We start from the raw sequence: 14,223 nt of genomic DNA, 5'->3' as shown, positions 1-14,223 counted from the left end.
TCACTTATTTTCGCTTTGCTGAAATGATTTCGCTATCGCAAGATAAAGTCATTATTCAGTTTTGTATGAGCGGGAGAAGTCTTATGCACCTCTTTTCGCACCCCGTCAATCACTTTCTTGCGACCCGACGAAGTTTGTTTCGCCTGCGTGTCGTTTCAAGGTCAGTGCCGTTGCGCGAAAGGAGAACTTGCCTCAAGGCGGGGGTTGGTGTCAACCAAATTCTTCTTTTTTTATCAGTTTGTTGCGGCGCGGTTGGGGGTGCATTTCCGTTTATCGGCCACGGGCGCGGTTTTTTTCGGAACGTTGCGAAAATACCGCTAACCTCTCTTCGGCAGGATTTTCAAAATGCCCACGCAGGTGCTGTTCACCTGTTCCTTACCCGCCAGTTCATGTTGCGGCCCATGCCGCAGCCCATGCTGCTGCGCAACCCGCAACGCAACCCGCAACGCAACCCGTAGGTCATGCCGCTGCCATGCCGCTGTTCAGGCCGCAGATCATGCCGCAGACATGCAGCAGACATGCCGCAGCGCAACTCGCAGATCAGGCCGCAGATCATGCCGCAGACATGCAGCAGACATGCTGCAGCGCAACTCGCGGATCATGCCGCAGCGCAACCCACTGTCCATCGACAGCGCAATCTACTGCTCAACCACCAGCACAGAGCCCGCGCGCAGGTTTTTCTCGTTCACGCCGTTCCAGCGCATGAGGTCTTCAACGCTGACCTTGTGTTCGCGCGCGATCTTCCACAGGCTGTCCTTGGCCTGCACCGTATACGTCGTCTTGGTCGCCTTGGGCACGGGCCTGGTGCTCGCCGGGCTGCTCGCCGTGCCGCTCGCCGGGCCGCCCACTCTGCCGCCCACTCTGCCGTCTGACCCGCCAGCCGCAGGCCCGGCTGCGGAGACGGCCGCAGGTTTGACCGAAGTCCCGGCGGCTGAGCTGGCCGCAGGTTTTCCAGCAGGCACGTTTGCAGGCCCGGCTGCGGTGTTGGCCGCAGAGCCGGCGCCAGCCGGAATGCGCAGGACGGTTCCTGCCTGCAGCGCATTGGGGTTCTCTATATTATTATGATCCTGCAAATCCTTGACCGTGACGTTGTGCTGTTTGGCCACGGCGTACAGGGTTTCATTGGCCTGAAGCGTATGGCTGCCCGACGAGGCCACAGCCCGCGCCGATGGCTGGCCCGAAGCCTGCGCCGAGGCCTGAACTGGAGCCTGAACTGGAGCCTGAACCGCCCTCTGGCCTGAAGCCTGTGGCGAGGACTGGGCCGAAGCCTGGGGCACGGCCTTGCCCGGAGAAGCTGATTTTTTACCGCCCTCGGCCTTTGACTGCGCCTTACCGTCCAGCGCCGCCACTGCCTTGGCGGACATATCCACCGAACGCGGCGCAAGCACGGTCTGTCCTGCGCTCAAACGGCTTTCGCCAGGATTGAGCGCGCGCAGTTGCGCCACGGGCACGCCGCAACGTCGGCTGATTTTTTCCCACGAGTCGGCATTGCTGGTCACCCGCATGGCACCCCACCCGGCATAGGCCGTGCAGCGTGACGACCCCAGAAAAGCCTGTGCCTGACGCTCCTTCTGGGCAGGCACATACACAAAGGTGGAGCGCCCCGTATCTGTGATCCTGTGTTTGTGATGGCGGTTATAGGCGGCAAATTCGCTCCAGCTCATGCCGCAGGCCTCGGCCATCCCATTGAGATCAGTGCCGGGACGCGCCGTAAGACGCTGCACCCCAGGCGCGTTTTCAGGACGGATGGGCTCAAAGCCCAGATCGGGCAGGTTGCGCATGATCTTGGTAATGGCCAGAAAGCGCGGCACATACTGCTTGGTTTCCTCGCGCAGTTGCGCCTTGTCGTCCAGCATATGGTTGCGCGCCTTTATCTCATAGAAGTTCTTGCCGCCCGTGCCTTCCTTGGCCCGGCTGATCTTGCCTTCGCCAGCATTATAGGCAGCCACGGCCGTGGGCCAGTCGCCAAAGTATTCGTGCAGCTTTTGCAGATAGTCTGCGGCGGCTTCCACGGATTCATAGGGATCAAGCCTTTCGTCCGTCCACCAGTCCTGGGTGAGGCCGAAGCGCTCGCCAGTGCCGGGCATGAATTGCCACGCGCCGGCGGCCCCCACCGGGGAGCGGGCGTCAACGCGGTAGCCGCTTTCAACAATGGCAAGGTAGGCCAGCTCTTCGGGAATACCGCGCGAACGGAAAACCTGACGCGAATAGTTCAAATATCCCTCGGCCCTTTTGGAGAACACGCAGACGGAATTGCGCCCCTTGTGCAGATAATATTTGTACTGCCGGGTCACGTCGTCCATGGCTTCGGGGGGCACGCTTTTATCCACCTGGCCCGTGGACTGGAGCGCCGCCATTTCTTTGCTGCTCAAGGGAGTGGGGTCGTCATCGGGGACAGAAAAGGAAACGCCGCGACCGCCAGAGTCGCCACTCTGCCGCGAGGCGCAGCCCCCGGCCAGCATGAGGCAACACGCAACCGCCAGCACGCACAGGCGCAGCCCTACGGTAACACCCTTGCGTCCTTGTGCGGCAATGTCCATACTAGATTCCGTCATGGCGTTCTCCTGTCCGCCCGGCTTGCCAGGAGCCGGGAAGATGCGTACACAGCCGTGACTGTGGACGCTCTTTTCCTCATATTTTTTACCTCGGCAGCTCATGGCGGCCGTGTCACTCCGCGCGGAGGCGCGTATGCATACCCAATCTGAAGACGCCCCTCTTCTGCCGGGCCTCAAACCCGTGCTGGAACTGTTGTCCAGCGACCCGCAGCGCATTGACTGCGTGTTTTGCAAAAAGGGGCTTCGCGGCCCCGAAGCCCGCGAAATGCAGAACCTCTGCCGCAAAAACGACGTACGTTTTACGCTGGTGGAACAGGCCGTTCTCGACCGTCTGTGCCGTCCTGCCAGTGGCGCTAACCGCGAGGCAGGCCGTGATGCGGGCCGGGACGCCGTCAGTCACCAGGGTGTGGTGGCGCGCCTTTCTGTCACCAGCTTCTGCGAGCTTGAAGACATTTTTGCGAGCCTGGAGCAGGCTCCCCTGCCCATAGTCCTGGCCCTTGATCAGGTGCAGGACCCCGGCAATGTGGGCACGCTCTGCCGCACTCTTTACGCCCTTGGGGGCGCGGGCATCATTATGCCCCGCCACAACAGCGCCTATCTGGGCCCTGCCGCCCGCCGCGCCGCCGCCGGAGCCCTGGAGCATCTGCCCGTGGCCCGCGTGACAAACCTGGGGCATGCCCTGGACAGCGCTGAAGAGGCCGGACTGACCATCTATGGCGCAGGCGGCCAACCCGGCTCCGGGAGCCTGGACGCCTTTGCCGAACCCATGTGTCTGCCCGCCATTCTGGTGCTGGGCAACGAAGACAAGGGATTGCGGCCAGGCGTGGCCAAGCGGTGCGCGCATATGCTGCGCATACCCCTGGCTCGGACTTTTGATTCGCTCAATGTGGCGCAGGCCGGGGCCATTCTTCTGGGACTGGCGGCATCCGTACGCGCCAAATCCTGAAGTTGCCGCAGGGCTGGGCGCAGCCATTCTGACGCGCGCCCCACGCAAAAAACAAAACTGTTTCTTACCCTCTGACAAAGCGCACGATCTCCAGCCTACACAAGGATGGGGCGTCAGACAATACAAAAAGGAAATGTCATGGACATTTCCTTTTTGTATTGATCTGCAAAATCTTTCTGTATTTTCTCTAGACTTAATCTGATTCTCTATATTCCCTGCTGCAATTACATCTTTTTGTACATGGTACTGTTTATACGAGTTCCGGCACATGGCACAGTGTCCGCGTCGTTGGGCAGTGGAAAAATCCCCTGCCTCTGTTGATGGAATTGCAGAAGAACCGCATCAGGCTACCGTACGTAATTGGGGATATTGATAAACACGTCGCGCGTGAAGGTTATCATGCGCTCCATGAGCCACGGCAGGGCCACCAGCAGGGCCAGAAACATGCAGACGATCTTGGGAATAAAGGTCAGGGTCATTTCCTGAATCTGGGTTGCGGCCTGAATGACGCTCACAAGCACACCCACCCCCAGACCCACCGCAAGCATGGGCAAAGCCATCATGAGACACAGTTCAATGGCCTGACGGCCAAAACCGATGACAAAATCAGGAGACATGGGCTTACCCTCGCGGAAAAATTTGACACTGCCAACAACTGGCTCTCTATACTTACAAAAATGATGCCAGACCTGCGTCAGAGCAAAAAGCTGTTGACCAGCGAGCCCACCAGCAGGTTCCAGCCGTCAACCATGACAAAGAGCAGCAGTTTGAACGGCATGGAGACCATCATGGGGGGCAGCATCATCATGCCCATGGCCAGCAGCACGCTGGAAATGACCATGTCCAGGACAAGAAAGGGAATGTAGATGAGAAAGCCGATGGTAAAGGCCGTTTTCAGCTCGCTGATGACGTAGGCCGCCGCCAGCAGCATGGTGGGAACCTCCTCCTTGCTCCTTGGGGCTTCCATCTTGCTGATGGAATAGAAGATGGAGAGGTCTTTTTCACGCGTATGCTTGAACATGAAGGTGCGCAGAGGGGCCTGCGCCTTGTCCAGCGCTTCTTTGTAGTCCATGCGTTCGCTGAGGTAGGGCTGCAGGGCATCGTCGTTGATCTGCTTGCCCACGGGATACATGATGACCACCGTCATAAAAATGGCGAGGCTTGCCAGTATCTGGGTAGGCGGCAGTTGCTGCACGCCCATGGCCTGACGCAGAAAGCTGAACACGATGATGATGCGGGTAAAGCTGGTGACCGTGAGCATGATGGCGGGAGCCACCGAAAGGACGGTGAGCAGAAAGAGAATTTCCAGCAGCACCGAGACTTTTTCCGGCGATTTCGCGCCGCCGGCAAGGCTGAGCTGCAAGGTGGGCATGGCCATGTCCTGGGCGGCATGGGCCAGATGGGGCAGCAAAAAAAGAAGGCTAGCGGCTGTCAGTACTGCGAGCGGCTTCTTCCATGATGTGTTGAAAATTTTTGTCCTGCGGCTCATGCTGCGCCTGCTCCTCTGTCAGAAGGGTTATGTGCTGGTCGGTCACTCCCAGCAACAGCCTTCTATTCAAGAAGCGTACCACCATAAGCCCTTTGCGGGGGCCAAGCGGCAACTGAGCCTCCATAACCAGAGCGCCCTTGGGCAGCGCCCCCGGACGCGGCAGAAAATTGAACTTGCCAAAGCGGCGCACCACCCAGACCACCAGCCACAACAGGGCAACCAGCAAAAACAGTATGCCCACGGCCTGCGCGTAGCCGCCCCAGGAAAAGGAGCTTCCCCCAAGGCCCGTGCCGTGTTCAGCCGCCCTGGCTGCGGCCTGCCCGGCCAAACCGCCGTCAAGGTTGTCAGCAAGGGTGTCGGCAAAGCGGCCCGCCGCCTGCGCGGCAGCGCCAAGCCCCTGGCGTGTCAGTTCAACGGCGTTTTCCACCGCCCTGTCCAGCCCGTGCGGCAACGCTGCCGCACCCTGCTCCACCACGCCGCGCACCGCCGACCCCGATCCGCCCGTTGCGGGCAGCGTCGAAGAGACCGGGCCGCCCGTCGCGGCCTGGGCAACTACATGTTCTGCGACATGTGCTGCGGCATGTGCAAGGCTAGCCAAGCTGTTTCACCCTTTCAATGGGACTGATGATGTCGGTAAGGCGCACGCCAAACTTTTCGTTGATGACCACGGCTTCGCCGCGCGCCACGAGTTTGCCGTTGACGTAGACTTCCAGCGGCTCGCCGGCAAGCTTGTTCAGTTCCACCACCGAACCCTGCCCCAGTTGCAGCAGTTCGTTGATGAGCAGGCGGGTGCGTCCAAGCTCGGCCGAAACGTCCAGCGGAATGTCCAGAATAAAGTCCAGTTCCCGCTTGAGTTTGTTGTCGGCTGGCTGCCGGGCCATCTCCGTCATATCCTTGAAATGGGCCTCGGTCGCATGGCCGCCCATGCCAGCCCCGGCCCCGCCAAAGGACTGGTGCCCAGGAGAGTCCTCTTCCTTGGCCATGCTGGCGGCCCACTGGGCTGCCAACGCCTCATCGGCCTGGCGCTGCGCGTCGTCGCCAGCGGGCGGCGTTGCCGTCGGGGCGGCGGCTTCAGCCGTGCCGCCGGAATCTCCGGCTGCATCAGACTCCTTGGCGAGTTCGGCTTCCCACTGGGCGGCTAAAGCGTCCTGATCTTCCTGCGACATAGGTCACCTCGTTGTCTTCCTGCCGCGGGCGTGTGTGCGTCCGGGGCGTTGGCCATGCGGCGAAGCCGCGCAAAAAGCTATTCGACCACAAAGTCCGTAAAGTACACGCGGATAACGCGCTGTGCCCCAAGTATCTGGTTAAGGCGCGCCGCCACTTCGGCCTTGAGCAGCACCTTGCCGTCCGGGGTGGATATGTCCGCGTAATTCTTACCGGCAAGCAGCATGATGATGGCGTCACGGATGCGAGCGTTGTTGGCCTGAAGGGCAGCCGAAACATCGGCGTTGACCTCCACCTCCATACCCATCTTGAGATAGCGCCGCCCGGTAGGGTCGGACAGGTTGACGGTAATGGACGGCAGGGGCAGCACCATGCCGCCGCTGCGGGGCAGGTCGCTTTGCCGTTCAATACGTCCGTCGCCTCCGCCTGCGCCCTGGCCGCCAGACTGACCTTGTGCGGATACTCCGCCCTGGCCGCCCTGACCGCCCGCCTGGGACGAACCCGCAGGCTGGCCCGCAGCGGCAGACGCGCCAGCGGCATCGGACGCAGGAGCGCCCGAACTGCTGGAGGGTGTACGCAGATAGAGCCACCAGTAGCCGCCGATTCCAGCGCCGCTCAAGGTCATGAGCAAGATCGCCAAAATAATGACTATTCGCTTGACCCGGGATTTTTTCTTGGGGACTTCAACCGCCCCCTCGGGCAGGGCCGGGGCTTCTTTTTCCTTGGCCGCCATAATCAACTCCGTTGGCCTTTGCAGCGCCACGGCCATGCCGCGCCGCCGTCATGTTCACGGGAGGGGAGCGCCTTCGGAAAGCCCGAAGAGGCCCGAAACGCCGCTGCCCGCAAAACCGGCCTCAATGCCTGTTGCAAACTGTTGCAGACACTATGCCAGAGGCGGCGTTTTGGCCGGACGCGGCCCGAAAATATCCGTGCCTATGCGTACCAGCGTCGCCCCTTCGGCCACAGCGGCCTCAAAGTCGCCGCTCATGCCCATGGAAAGAATGGGCAGGGGCAGGCCAGAATGCTGGCGCAGGCCGTCACGCAGTTCGCGCAGATGGGCAAAATGGGGACGGGCCGCATCACCGGCGTCAAAAACCGGGGGCAGACACATGAGACCCTGCACGTCCAGGTGCGGGCATCTCTCAAGTACATAATCGGTCAATGCCGGTAAATCTGCAGGCATAAGGCCGCTTTTTTGCGGCTCGGAGGCGATATTTATCTCAAAAAGCACTGGCTGCCGCCCTTCTGCATCGACCATGCGCTTTTCAAGGCCGTCCGCCAGCTTGCGAGAATCAAGCGTGTGTATGAGGGCAAAGGCCCCGGCCACCTGCGCGGCCTTGCGGCTTTGCACATGCCCTATCATGTGCCAGCGGATGCCAGCGGCAAGAGCGGCGGATCCGGCGTCTGCCGCCAGATCTTCACGCTTTTGCAAAGCCTCCTGCACATAGTTTTCGCCAAAGTCCACCTGGCCAGCGGCGGCCACTGCGGCCACGTCGCCCGCCGGGTGCAGCTTGGACACGGCGATGAGGGTCACATCCTGCCTGGGCCGCCCTGCGGCGGCGCAGGCGGAGTTCAGCCTGTCCAAAACAAGACCGTAACGCTCCAGCAGATCCATAGCTACTCCGCCATCATGCCGATGTCGCGCAAAAAGGCCGCGTCTTCAGTCCAGTGCTCGCGCACCTTGACCCAAAGCTCCAGATGCACCTTGCCGCCCACCAGCGTCTGAATGTCCTTGCGGGCCTCGGTGCCGATGGCCTTGATGGACTGCCCGGCCCGGCCGATGACCATGGCCTTGTGCATGGGGCGGGCCACGTAAATGGTGGCATGAATGACCGTCTGCCCGCGCTCCTCGTCTTCTTCCCAGTTTTCCACGTCAACAGCCACGGAATAGGGAACTTCCTGCCGCAGATGGAGAAACAGCTTCTCGCGGATGATTTCCGCCGTCATGAAGCGCATGGGCGCGGTGGATATCTGATCTTCGGGGAACTGGGCAACCCCCGTGGGCAGCTTTTTATTGATAAGCGCCACAAGGTCGACCAGGCCGTCCCGGCGCAGGGCGGACACGGGGAATATTTCAGCCTTTGGCCACATTTCGTGCAGCCGTGTGAGCAGCGGCAGCATGCGGCTTTTGTCGCTGAAGAGGTCAACCTTGTTGACCACAACGATCATCGGGCGGTCATCACTGGCCAGAGCCTGGGCCACCGGGGCCAGATCGCGATCGAGGAATTCGGGGTGACGGATGTACAAATGGGCGTCCAGCACCGGCATGATGATGTCGGCCTGCCCAAGGCTTTGCCATACGGCCTGGATCATGGTCTTGCTCAGGCGGCCACGCACCTGGGTGAGACCGGGAGTATCCATAAAAATGATCTGGGAATCCGCATCGGTGTGGATGCCCACGATCTGATTGCGTGTGGTCTGCGGCTTGGGTGTGACAATGGTCACCTTCTGCCCGAGAATGGAATTGAGCAAAGTGGATTTGCCAGCATTGGGCGGCCCCATAAGTGCCACCCAGCCGCAACGGTATTGCAGGTCGGTCATTACATCTCCTGGCCGAAGATCCGGCCTACGGTGCGCGCAAAAGGGCGCAGAATTTTTCTAGATACATACTAAACTGTTTTTCTGTCCCATATCCGCGCGCTGTGGTCAAGCCGCAAGCCTGGCTTGCGGGTTTTGCCGCCCTGTGGCGGACGCCTTTTGCTGCCTTAAAAACACAAAAAATAGCAGCTTGTTATAATATTTTATCCTCTGCCCCGGCGTGTTTTGCGGCCGCGCTTCTCTTGCGCTTCTCTTGACGGACATGCCGCCAACGCTTACTCTCGCGGCCATGTTTACTCTCTTTACCTACATGGCGCTTATTGTAGGCGTGAACTACGCCTTTGCCGTCACGCCCCTGATTGAACTGCCCAATGGCGAGATGTGGGCCCCGCTGTCGCTGATAGTGGGCTTTATTTTCGTGGTGCGCGACTATGCGCAGCGCCGCGTTGGCCATCAGGTGCTGTGGGCCATGCTGGTGGGCTGCGTCATAAGCTGGTACATGGCCACTCCCCAGCTTGCGCTGGCCAGCGCCGCCGCCTTCGCCATGGGCGAACTGGGCGACTGGGCGCTGTTTACCTTTACCAACCGCCCCTTTTCGCAGCGCATACTCATTTCAAGCCTTGTGGGCGCGCCTCTGGACAGCGTCGTCTTTCTGCTCATCATCGGCCTTGCCACGCCCTGGTCCATCATAACCATGAGCGTCAGCAAACTGCTGGGCGCGTTGCTGGTCTTCTGGCTGGTACGCCGCCGCGAACAGCGCGAATACGCCATGGGGCTGGAATCCTGAACTGAGCCATCGGCACGGCTTCTGCCGCCTTGCCAACCAGTATCATAAAAAGACTGCCCGAAGGATGACGCCTTCGGGCAGTTTTCTTTTCTTTTTTGCGCGCGCTTTTGTGAATACCGTCCTTCCGGCGGATGCGGATGCGGCGGACGGGCGCTCCCGACCTCCACACTGCGTCAGACCGCGCGGTTTTCATTCCATGCGCCCATGACGCCATATCCGTCTGGCTGGCCCGTCAGCTGGCCGATTTATGGCCCGCCTCCGAGTCTGTTGACTCCGGTTCTTCGGGCCGTTGGCGACTTTACCGCCAACGGCCCAAGGTATTCCAAACGCTTACTTCACCGCCCTGAAGGTATTGCTGATGACGGTCAGATCCTCCAGCACTTCCTGGGGCAGGTGGCGGAATGGCGGCATGACCGTGCCGGGGTAGCCGTTGGTGATGACCTCAAGCGCACGGGAATGGGTCATGGTGTACTGCTGCAAATCCGGCGGCGGGGGCAGCAGGGTATGCCCGAAAGCGGTGATCTCGCCCTCCACGCCGTGGCAGACAGAGCAGGTTTCAGCCCATACGATCATGGCGTCGCTCTCCGGCTCGCGGTCCTGCGGCACATCGGTCTTGCCGAACATGCCAAAGCGCTTGCCCATGGCGTCCAGCACCATCTCGATCTTTTCGCGGTCATACAGGCGGAAGTACGGCATGCCGGAACCGGGCACCCCGTCCCGCACCAGGGTGTAGACGTATTCCCTGTTGGCCCGGATGTCGGCCACATGCTCGGCAGGTATAATCAGCTGCCTGGCTGCGGGGCCGTCGCCCTTGCCTTCCAGACCATGACAGGGCGCGCAGGCCTGATCGTAAATGACGTCGCCGTTGTCATACACGGTCTTGAGCTTGAAGGCGTAGGCGTCCAGCGAAGGCTGACGGAAAGGATCCATGGTCTTGGCCCGCTCGGCGCGGTAGGCGTCGTTGGCGGCCTGAAGGGGATTCATGGCCCCGTCCTGTATGAACTGGCGGCCCACCAGCATGGCCGCAAAGGCCAGGGGCAGCAGCCAGAGCAGACTGCGCGGCGCGGGCAGCGGCACGGGCCTTGGGGCCGGTTCCGAAGCGGACTGGCGGGGACGCAGCACCCACAAGACCAGCAGGGCAGCCGTCGCGCCCACCGTAAGCGCCGCAACGATGATCCAGGTAAGCTCTGCGGCCACAGTGAACAGCAGCGGAATGCCTATGAGTATCTGCGCAAGGGTAGCGCCGAAAATCCAGCTCCGCAGGCGCGGGGTTTTCTCCGGATTGTTCCTTGTGGAGAAAAAGAGCTGAAAGGCCGCGCCAAGCACAAGAGCCGCGCCGATGACATGCAGATAGCGCAACAGCCAGTGCGGCCCCAGGGCGGGCAAGGTGGCGAAATCCTGTCCGCCCGACTGCCCGAACTGCGCCCACAGGGCATGCCGCTCCATCAGCGCCAGCGCCCCGGTAAAGATGGCAGGCACCGTAAGCAGGGCTCCCACGCCGATGACGCCGCAGATCATGGCCAGCCAGGCGCGGCTCGTCATTGAATGGTTAAAGCCGTCAATAAGCAGAAAGGCCACGATCAGCAGGGGTATCACCGCCAGCCACGCATAGGCGAAAAGCCCCGTGGCCGTGAAGAAGGAGTAGGAATAGCGGATCTGTATGAGCAGCAGAGGCGCAATGCCAAGCACCACAGCCAGACTTTTGAGTCCCAGGTGGGTGTGCAGGAACTTGCTGTTCCAGTGCTGGCCCGGCTGATCATTGTCCAGCCAGTCCTGCAAAAAGAACACAAATCCCAGCACGGCCGTGCCCACAATAAGCAGGGCAAACAGCAGGTGCAGGCCAAAGGTCACAAAAAGCAGGCCGTTGAGCCAGCCCTCGGGCAGGGGATGCAGGAGGAAGAGATCAGTCCATTTGTTCATGGCTATTTCGCCTCCCTGGCCGCCGCCTGGGCTGCCGGAGCTTTCGGCGCCTGCGGTATCTTGATATAGCCCTGCTCTTTTCCGAGCATGTAAATGTAGCTGGCCAGCAGCAGGCGCTCCGGCTCAGACCCGGTAAAGGGCGTCATGAAGGGGCCGAGGTTTTCCGTAATGGACACAATGGCGTTGAGGCTGTCCAGGGTGCGCCCGGCCACACGGATGCCGATATTGTTCAGCCCGCCCTTGACCGTGGTGTGGCACACGCCGCAGTTGGCGGCAAACAGCGCCTTGCCCGCCACCATGTCCGGCGGCAGCGTACCGTTGTCGTCCACCCAGCGCATACGCGGCAGATAGCTTGCCTTGGTTTCGTCAACCGCCAGCTTTTCCGCCAGCGGCACCTGGTTGGCGTACATATATCCGGGCAGCAGATACGGCCCGCGCACGAATTCACGTATGCGCTCGAATTCCATCACCATAAACACGCTGAGCAGGATAGCCGGGATGCAGAGAATGCGGCATACCACCGGCCAGCGCAGTACGGCGACCAGCCCGGTGAGGCAAAGCACCCCCACCGCAACGGCATTGAGGGCGGGCAGAAAGTCCGGCTTCTGCGACATGTAGGACGTTGCCACTGCGAACTTCCAGTGGGTGAGAAAGGTCATGGGCACGCGCGAGAAGTACACCCACGCGCTGACCGCGCCCACGGCCACACAGCCAAGAAAAACGCCGCCCGCGAGCCGCAGGGCGCTGCCCCGCTCCTCCCGCGTGCCCTTGAAGCGCCAGGCTATCCAGGCTGTCAGCAGCAGCGAGCCTATGGCAAGCCCGCCAGCCAGCCGCAAAAACACTTGCGGCGCAAAGGTGGGGTTGTAGTAAGCCTGATCAAAAGTCTGTCCCCAGGGCCAGCCGGCAGGCGTGAGCATGAAGCCCAGAATACCCGAGATAAGGATGGCCGAGATGACGGCCATGGTCACATAGCCCCACCCCAGGGCGGTCAGACGGCCGGGATGTTTCTCCGCCAGCCTGTCCCACAGATAGTAGTAAAAAAGCAGCAGGATAACTTCAGAGGTAAAGGCCCCCCACTCGATGAACCAGGGCCAGAAAAAGAGGTGGATAAGCGAGCCTATGCCCTCTGGCGCGAGAATGCCGGTGATGAACCAGATGCCCACGCCCGTCACCGCGCCCACGGAAGTGATGACCACCACCGCCGGGCCCAGCAGGCTGCGGCTGATGCGCGCCCAGTGCGGCCCCTTGCCCGCGTACGTCATGGTTTGAAAAAGGATCAGCATGGTCATGAAGCCAATGGCCAGACCGTGACTTATGACGACGTGCAGCACGGCGTCCATGGCGATGGTCATGCCATCGCCAACACCCGGAATGTGCAGTATGGGAAAAATCATGGCTACTTCCCTTCCGTCAGGGGGATGAGCCGCTCAATCTTGTCGGGATGGCTGGGCACGAACTTGGGCCTGGGCTTTTCATGTATGTAGCCCGCCACGTCCAGGGCCGATTCCTGTGTGAGCGTGGCGGCGTTCTTGGGCATGAAGTGCCAGGCAAAGGTGGACAGGGTACGTATACGGTGCATGCCGGCCCCGTCGTTGTAAGACCCGTCGCCCCACAAGGGCGGCGCAATGTCCGTACCTTCGCCGTTCACGCCGTGGCAGCGTGCGCATACGTCCTTGTACACCTCTGCGCCAGCGGCCGTGTCGGGCTTGTGGGGATTGCCCAGACTTTCAGGCAAGGTCCAGGGCAGCTTGGAATAGATGGGGATATCCTTGGAAATCCATTGCAGATAGACCAGCAGGGACTGGATGATCTGCCCGTCCAGCGGCGGCGGCGTTCCGTTCATGCTGCGGTCAAAGCAGCCCTGAATGCGGATGCCGAGATCAACCGTATATTCGTTGCGGTCGCGGTAGCGCGGGTACGTGGCGCCAACCCCCACCAGGGAGATGCTCTCCATGGACCGGCCGCCCTCAAAGTGGCAGCTGGAACAGGAGAGTTTGCTGTCCTTGCCATTGCCGACATATTGCCAGGCGTATTTGCTGGTTTCCGTCATGATCTTGTAGCCCAGCATGACTTCTTCACGGATGCTTTCGGGCGCGTCCTCGGGCCTGGGCGGATTGAACAGCGCCTGCCCCGATGGCAGGGCCACCCGCTTGGCCGCGACTTCCGAGTCCATGGCCACCCTTTTGATCGAAAGCGTCGTGTCAAAAAATGACAGCACCCATACGCCAAAAACAAGCAACAGGCCCGCCAGAACGAGCCCGGCATATACGCCGCGGTTTTTCATTGTAACTCCTGCTGGGGCACGGCCCGGGCTGTCCCGGTGTGCATGGACGTAATCCTGTGTGGTTTGGTAAGAATAGCACCCTTGTTTCTCAGAGAGAAAGAAGGATTACTATTCTTTGTATGAATTTCAAAAATACAGAACCTTGTCAACAGGGTGTTTAAAAAAACACTGTCTTTTCGCATAGCTGCAAATAGCGTTTTTATTTAGGAAATAGGACGCTGGTAAAAACGAGGATATTATTGCGGTTTTAGGGGGTTATGGGGCTTACGCTCTGAAGAAATCAAAACAGGGCTTGCCCTTTGAAAGGTGGCTTGTGTGCCCTGCAGGCACGGGGGCTTTTCTTTATTGTAGTTTGGGCCGCCTGCGCGGCGGGGTGGCGTAGCGGGGGTATACGCGGCGGGCGCTTTGAAGAAAAGATAGCAGGGCTTGTCCATTGAGAGGTGGCTTGTGTGCCCTGCGGGCACGAGGGCTTTTCTTTATTGTAGTTTGGGCCGCCTGCGCGGCGAGACGGCGTAGCGAGAGCTTGCGCGGCGAGCGCTT

The 14,223-nt window shown here is 60.5% G+C and carries 14 protein-coding genes; 3 read left to right on the top strand and 11 right to left on the bottom strand.

What is annotated here, in order from left to right; all coding sequences use genetic code 11:
• On the top strand, window positions 1-458 hold a 458-nt coding region (locus RBR41_RS07620; protein WP_320351985.1), incomplete at its 5' end, for a hypothetical protein.
• Window positions 459-638: 180 nt separating this feature from the next.
• On the opposite strand, the gene RBR41_RS07615 is transcribed toward RBR41_RS07620, so the two are convergent.
• Window positions 639-2,555: a lytic transglycosylase domain-containing protein gene (locus RBR41_RS07615; protein WP_320351984.1), complete on the bottom strand. Its 1,917-nt coding sequence runs from the start codon at window positions 2,553-2,555 to the stop codon at window positions 639-641.
• Between the two features lie 133 nt (window positions 2,556-2,688).
• On the opposite strand from RBR41_RS07615, the gene RBR41_RS07610 reads away from it, so the two are divergent.
• Window positions 2,689-3,501, top strand: coding sequence for an RNA methyltransferase (locus tag RBR41_RS07610; RefSeq protein WP_320351983.1), 813 nt, complete (start codon window positions 2,689-2,691; stop codon window positions 3,499-3,501).
• 347 nt (window positions 3,502-3,848) lie between these two features.
• Here the strand turns inward: RBR41_RS07610 and fliQ are convergent, their stop codons facing one another.
• The 7 genes from fliQ to era all read right to left on the bottom strand — a co-directional run bounded on the left by fliQ (window position 3,849) and on the right by era (window position 8,695).
• Window positions 3,849-4,118 carry a flagellar biosynthesis protein FliQ gene (gene fliQ, locus RBR41_RS07605; protein WP_179980675.1) on the bottom strand — a complete coding sequence of 90 codons (270 nt, stop codon included), beginning with the start codon at window positions 4,116-4,118 and terminating at the stop codon, window positions 3,849-3,851.
• 77 nt (window positions 4,119-4,195) lie between these two features.
• Entirely contained in the window at window positions 4,196-4,990 is a 795-nt protein-coding gene (gene fliP, locus RBR41_RS07600; protein ID WP_320351982.1) for a flagellar type III secretion system pore protein FliP, read from the bottom strand.
• Entirely contained in the window at window positions 4,923-5,588 is a 666-nt protein-coding gene (gene fliO, locus RBR41_RS07595; RefSeq protein ID WP_320351981.1) for a flagellar biosynthetic protein FliO, read from the bottom strand. The genes fliP and fliO overlap by 68 nt, the downstream gene beginning before the upstream one ends.
• Window positions 5,581-6,156, bottom strand: coding sequence for a flagellar motor switch protein FliN (fliN, locus tag RBR41_RS07590; RefSeq protein WP_320351980.1), 576 nt, complete (start codon window positions 6,154-6,156; stop codon window positions 5,581-5,583). The genes fliO and fliN overlap by 8 nt, the downstream gene beginning before the upstream one ends.
• 77 nt (window positions 6,157-6,233) lie before the next feature.
• The gene (gene fliL / locus RBR41_RS07585; protein WP_320351979.1) at window positions 6,234-6,887 is read right to left on the bottom strand and encodes a flagellar basal body-associated FliL family protein; all 654 of its coding nucleotides are present in this window, start codon (window positions 6,885-6,887) and stop codon (window positions 6,234-6,236) included.
• 150 nt (window positions 6,888-7,037) lie between these two features.
• Window positions 7,038-7,769, bottom strand: coding sequence for a YggS family pyridoxal phosphate-dependent enzyme (locus tag RBR41_RS07580; protein ID WP_320351978.1), 732 nt, complete (start codon window positions 7,767-7,769; stop codon window positions 7,038-7,040).
• Between the two features lie 2 nt (window positions 7,770-7,771).
• Window positions 7,772-8,695 (bottom strand): GTPase Era, encoded by a 924-nt coding sequence (era, locus tag RBR41_RS07575; protein ID WP_320351977.1) that lies wholly within the window; start codon window positions 8,693-8,695, stop codon window positions 7,772-7,774.
• Between the two features lie 259 nt (window positions 8,696-8,954).
• Here era and RBR41_RS07570 point away from each other — a divergent pair, with 259 nt between their 5' ends.
• Window positions 8,955-9,479, top strand: coding sequence for a hypothetical protein (locus RBR41_RS07570; RefSeq protein WP_320351976.1), 525 nt, complete (start codon window positions 8,955-8,957; stop codon window positions 9,477-9,479).
• 330 nt (window positions 9,480-9,809) lie between these two features.
• Here the strand turns inward: RBR41_RS07570 and RBR41_RS07565 are convergent, their stop codons facing one another.
• The 3 genes from RBR41_RS07565 to RBR41_RS07555 are packed head-to-tail and all read right to left on the bottom strand — an operon-like array spanning window position 9,810 to window position 13,683.
• On the bottom strand, window positions 9,810-11,399 hold the full coding sequence (locus RBR41_RS07565) for a c-type cytochrome (protein ID WP_320351975.1): 1,590 nt from the start codon (window positions 11,397-11,399) through the stop codon (window positions 9,810-9,812).
• Between the two features lie 2 nt (window positions 11,400-11,401).
• Window positions 11,402-12,793 carry a cytochrome C gene (locus RBR41_RS07560; RefSeq protein ID WP_320351974.1) on the bottom strand — a complete coding sequence of 464 codons (1,392 nt, stop codon included), beginning with the start codon at window positions 12,791-12,793 and terminating at the stop codon, window positions 11,402-11,404.
• Between the two features lie 2 nt (window positions 12,794-12,795).
• Complete coding sequence (locus tag RBR41_RS07555; RefSeq protein WP_320351973.1) at window positions 12,796-13,683, bottom strand: c-type cytochrome; 888 nt, start codon at window positions 13,681-13,683, stop codon at window positions 12,796-12,798.
• Window positions 13,684-14,223 lie beyond the last annotated feature (540 nt).

The organism is Desulfovibrio sp. (assembly GCF_034006445.1).
Taxonomy (GTDB): Bacteria; Desulfobacterota; Desulfovibrionia; order Desulfovibrionales; family Desulfovibrionaceae; genus Desulfovibrio.
This window is presented reverse-complemented; position numbering and strand designations above follow the sequence as displayed.